The organism is Aquabacterium sp. A08 (assembly GCF_011742065.1).
Genome location: NZ_JAAQQT010000699.1, coordinates 1 through 4,865 on the forward strand (window position 1 = coordinate 1; position 4,865 = coordinate 4,865).

The 4,865-nt window shown below is 66.0% G+C and carries 5 protein-coding genes; all 5 read left to right on the forward strand.

Annotated elements, in window-relative coordinates; translation table 11 throughout:
* Nucleotides 1–453 (forward strand): NADH-ubiquinone oxidoreductase-F iron-sulfur binding region domain-containing protein (locus HA630_RS20770; protein WP_305792629.1); only part of this gene is annotated, 453 nt, incomplete at its 5' end.
* 11 nt (nt 454–464) lie between these two features.
* Nucleotides 465–2,600 carry an NADH-quinone oxidoreductase subunit NuoG gene (nuoG, locus tag HA630_RS20775; RefSeq protein ID WP_166837409.1) on the forward strand — a complete coding sequence of 712 codons (2,136 nt, stop codon included), beginning with the start codon at nt 465–467 and terminating at the stop codon, nt 2,598–2,600.
* Nucleotides 2,597–3,679 (forward strand): NADH-quinone oxidoreductase subunit NuoH, encoded by a 1,083-nt coding sequence (gene nuoH / locus HA630_RS20780; protein ID WP_166837410.1) that lies wholly within the window; start codon nt 2,597–2,599, stop codon nt 3,677–3,679. Before nuoG ends, nuoH begins: the two co-directional genes overlap by 4 nt.
* 13 nt (nt 3,680–3,692) lie before the next feature.
* Entirely contained in the window at nt 3,693–4,202 is a 510-nt protein-coding gene (nuoI, locus tag HA630_RS20785; protein ID WP_166837419.1) for an NADH-quinone oxidoreductase subunit NuoI, read from the forward strand.
* Between the two features lie 19 nt (nt 4,203–4,221).
* Nucleotides 4,222–4,865 (forward strand): NADH-quinone oxidoreductase subunit J (locus tag HA630_RS20790; RefSeq protein ID WP_166837421.1); only part of this gene is annotated, 644 nt, incomplete at its 3' end.

Here is a 4,865-nt window from a genome sequence, read left to right on the forward strand (position 1 = left end):
CGCCAGCTCAAGGCAGTGATTCCGGGCGGCTCGTCCGCCCCGGTGCTGCCGGCCAACATCATCATGGACTGCACGATGGACTACGACTCCATCAGCAAGGCCGGCTCCATGCTGGGTTCTGGCGCGGTCATCGTCATGGACGACACGCGTTGCATGGTCAAGTCGCTGCAGCGCCTGAGCTACTTTTACATGCACGAATCGTGCGGCCAGTGCACGCCGTGCCGCGAAGGCACCGGCTGGCTGTGGCGCATGGTGGACCGCATCGAACGCGGCGAGGGCAAGCCCAGCGATCTGGCGCTGCTCGACAACGTGGCCGAGAACATCATGGGGCGCACCATCTGCGCGCTGGGCGACGCGGCCGCCATGCCGGTGCGCGGCATGATCAAGCACTTCCGCCACGAGTTCGAGCACCACATCGAACACAAGACCTGCATGGTCCCGGCCTACGTTTGAGGCAAGCACAAATGGTTGAAATCGAACTCGACGGCAAGAAGGTGGAGGTTCCGCCGGGCAGCATGGTGATGCATGCGGCCGACAAGGCGGGCAGCTACATTCCCCACTTCTGCTACCACAAGAAGCTGTCCATCGCGGCCAACTGCCGCATGTGCCTGGTGGACGTGGAAAAAGCGCCCAAGCCCATGCCCGCCTGCGCCACGCCGGTGACGCAGGGCATGATCGTGCGCACCAAGTCCGACAAGGCCATCAAGGCCCAGCAGTCGGTCATGGAATTCCTGCTGATCAACCACCCGCTGGACTGCCCCATTTGCGACCAGGGCGGCGAGTGCCAACTGCAAGACCTGGCCGTGGGTTACGGCGGCGGTGCATCGCGCTACGAAGAAGAAAAGCGTGTGGTGTTCCACAAGGACGTGGGCCCGCTGATCTCCATGGAGGAGATGAGCCGCTGCATCCACTGCACCCGTTGCGTGCGCTTCGGTCAGGAAATCGCCGGCATCATGGAACTCGGCATGTCGCACCGCGGCGAGCATTCCGAGATCGAAACCTTCGTCGGCGACACGGTGGACTCCGAGCTGTCGGGCAACATGATTGACATCTGCCCGGTCGGCGCCCTGACCAGCAAGCCCTTCCGCTACCAGGCCCGCACCTGGGAGCTGTCGCGGCGCAAGAGCGTGAGCCCGCACGATTCCACCGGCGCTAACCTGATCGTTCAGGTCAAGAGCAACCGCGTGATGCGCGTGGTGCCGCTGGAAAACGACGCCGTCAACGAATGCTGGATCGCCGACCGCGACCGCTTCAGCTACGAAGCCCTGAACGGCGATGAGCGCCTGACCCAGCCGATGCTGAAGCAGGGCGGCGAGTGGAAGGCCGTGGATTGGCAGACCGCGCTGGAATACGTGGCCAACGGCCTGAAGCAGGTGCAGGCGGAGCAGGGCGCTGCCGCCATCGGCGTGATCGCCAGCCCGCACAGCACGGTCGAGGAACTCCACCTGGCCGGCGCGCTGGTGCGCGGTCTGGGCGGCCAGAACATCGACACCCGCCTGCGCGCGGCCGACTACCGCCACCCCGCACCGGCCGGTGCGGCCCGCTGGCTGGGTCTGCCCATTGCGGAACTGTCCTCGTTGGACCGTGTGCTGGTGGTCGGCTCCAACTTGCGCAAGGACCACCCCCTGTTTGCCCAGCGCATCCGCCAGGCCGCCCGCAAGGGGGCCCAGGTGAGCGCGCTGTGGGCCGGCCTGCAGGACTGGGCACTGCCCGTGTCCCACGCGGTGCAGGCCGACGCCGGCTACTGGACCGTCGCCCTGGCCGGCATTGCCGCCGCCGTGGCCGAAACCACCGGCGTGGCCGCCCCGGCCGATGTGCAGGTCACGGCCGAAGCCCGAGCGATCGCGGCTTCGCTGCTGTCGGGCGAGCGCAAGGCCGTGTTGCTGGGCAACGCCGCCGCGCACCACGAACAGGCGTCCGCCCTGCTGGCCCTGGCGCAGTGGATCGGCACCCAAACCGGCGCTCGCGTCGGCTACCTGACCGAAGCCGCCAACACGGTCGGCGCGCAGCTGGTCCGTGCCCTCCCTGGCGAGGGCGGCCTGAACGCCACCCAGATGCTGACCGGCGGCCTCAAAGCCGCGGTGCTGCTCAACGTCGAACCGGGTCTGGACACGGCGGTGTGCCGCCAGGGTCTGCAGCAGGCCGACATGGTGGTGACGCTCAGCCCTTTCAAGACCAACCTCGACGTGAGCGATGTGCTGTTGCCCATCGCGCCGTTCACCGAAACCTCGGGCTCCTTCGTCAACGCCGAAGGCCGCCTGCAAAGTTTCCACGCGGTGGTCAAACCCCTGGCCGACACCCGCCCGTGCTGGAAGGTGCTGCGCGTGCTGGGCAGCCTGCTGGGTCTGCGTGGCTTTGACGCCGAATCGTCGCAGGCCGTGCTGGCCCAGGCCCTGCCGGGCGTGGCCGCCGGCTCGGTGGTCGATGCCGCCCGGCTCGACAACCGCACGTCGGCCCCGATCGACACCTCGGTCACCTCCGGCACGCCCTGCGTGGCCGCCATTTACCAGCTCGACGGATTGGTGCGCCGCGCGCCGTCGCTGCAACTGACGGCCGATGGCCGGGCCGCCCAGCGGACCGAAGAGGGGGTGTGCGCATGATCGACGCGATGTACAACGGCGGCCTGAACCTGCTGGCCGCCGGCTGGTGGCAAACCGCCGCCTGGCCCGTCCTCTGGACGCTGATCAAGATCGTGGCCGTGCTGGCCCCGTTGATGGGCGCGGTGGCCTACCTGACGCTGTGGGAGCGCAAGCTGCTGGGTTTCATGCAGGTGCGCCTGGGCCCGAACCGGGTCGGTCCGTTTGGTTTGCTGCAGCCCATCGCCGACGCGGTCAAGCTGCTGAGCAAGGAGTTGATCAACCCGACGGCCGCCTCCAAGGGCCTGTTCCGGCTCGGCCCCATCATGGCCATCATGCCGGCGCTGGCCGCCTGGGCGGTGGTGCCCTTCGGCCCCGAAGCCGTGCTGGCCAACGTCAACGCGGGCGTGCTGGTGATCCTGGCCATCACCTCGATCGAGGTGTACGGCGTGATCATCGCCGGCTGGGCGTCGAACTCCAAGTACGCCTTTCTGGGGGCGCTGCGTGCGTCCGCCCAGATGGTGAGCTACGAACTGGCCATCGGTTTCTGCTTCCTGGTGGTGGTCATGACCGCCGGCAGCCTGAACCTGGTCGAGATCGTCAATTCCCAGAACCGTGGCATGGGCGCCGACATGGGCCTGACCTTCCTGTCCTGGAACTGGTTGCCGCTGCTGCCCATCTTCATGGTCTACCTGATCTCCGGTGTGGCCGAAACCAACCGCCATCCCTTCGACGTGGTCGAGGGCGAGGCCGAGATCGTGGCCGGTCACATGGTCGAGTACTCGGGCATGGGCTTCGCCATCTTCTTCCTGGCCGAATACGCCAGCATGTGGCTGGTGTCCATCCTGGCGGTGTTGATGTTCCTGGGCGGCTGGGCCTCCCCGATCGACAGCGCCCTGTTCAATTGGGTCCCGGGCTGGATCTGGCTGGGCCTGAAAACCTTCGTCGTCGTGTCCATGTTCATCTGGATCCGCGCCACCTTCCCCCGCTTCCGTTACGACCAGATCATGCGTCTGGGCTGGAAAGTGTTCATCCCGGTCACGTTGGTCTGGCTGCTGCTGGTCGGCGCGGTGATGCAGACGTCCTGGAACATCTGGAAGTAAAGAGGCCACACGCATGTCTGCCACCGCTGTTGCGCCCTTCTCGCTGAAGGACTTTCTCAAGAGTTTCCTGCTGGTTGAACTGTTCAAGGGCATGGCCCTGACCGGTCGCTACGCCTTGCGCCGCAAGGTCACGGTCCAGTTCCCCGAGGAAAAGACCCCGCTGTCGCCACGTTTCCGTGGCTTGCACGCCCAGCGCCGTTACGACAACGGCGAAGAGCGTTGCATCGCCTGCAAACTGTGCGAGGCGGTCTGTCCGGCCATGGCCATCACCATCGAGTCCGACGTGCGCGACGACGGCACCCGCCGCACCACGCGTTACGACATTGACCTGACCAAGTGCATCTTCTGCGGCTTTTGCGAAGAGGCCTGCCCGGTCGACGCCATCGTCGAGACCCAGATCCTCGAATACCACGGCGAAAAGCGCGGCGACCTCTATTTCACCAAAGAGATGCTGCTGGCCGTGGGTGACCGCTACGAAGCCGAGATCGCGGCGGCCAAGGCGGCCGACGCCAAGTACCGCTGAAAGGCCAAGCGAGAACAACATGGATTACCAAGCGGGCTTTTTTTACCTGTTTTCGGCGGTGCTGCTGTTTGCGGCCTTCCGCGTCGTCACCGCGCGCAACCCGGTGCACGCGGTGCTGTACCTGATGCTGGCGTTTTCCCAGGCCGCGGCCGTGTGGCTGCTGCTCAAGGCCGAGTTCCTGGGCATCACCCTGGTGCTGGTGTACCTGGGTGCGGTGATGGTGCTGTTCCTGTTCGTGGTGATGATGCTGGACATCAACGTCGACGAGCTTCGAGCCGGCTTCTGGCGCCACTTCCCGCTCGCGGCGGTATTGGGTCTGCTGGTCAGTGCCGAACTGATCGCGGTGCTGTGGGTGGGCTTTCCCACCTTGACGGTGGACGCCACCGCCGCGGTCTCGGGCATGCACGCGTCCGACCATTCCAACACCCGTGAACTGGGCAAGCTGCTGTACAGCCAGTACACCTACCCGGTGGAGGTGGCGGCCGTCATCCTGCTGTTGGCCATGGTAGCCGCGATTGCGCTGACGCTGCGCCAGCGTAAAGAAAGCAAGGCCATCGACCCCGCCATCCAGGTGCGGGTCAAGGCCGAAGACCGGCTGACGGTGGTGTCGCTCGCCGCCACCCCGAAAGCCGTCGCACAGCCGTCGAACGAGGAGGGCCAGAC

Excerpts from the sequence above, each read along its gene's own strand:
- nuoI (WP_166837419.1), top strand. The coding sequence starts at position 3,693 with ATGTCTGCCACCGCTGTTGCGCCCTTCTCGCTGAAGGACTTTCTCAAG.
- nuoG (WP_166837409.1), top strand. The coding sequence starts at position 465 with ATGGTTGAAATCGAACTCGACGGCAAGAAGGTGGAGGTTCCGCCGGGC.
- nuoH (WP_166837410.1), top strand. The coding sequence starts at position 2,597 with ATGATCGACGCGATGTACAACGGCGGCCTGAACCTGCTGGCCGCCGGC.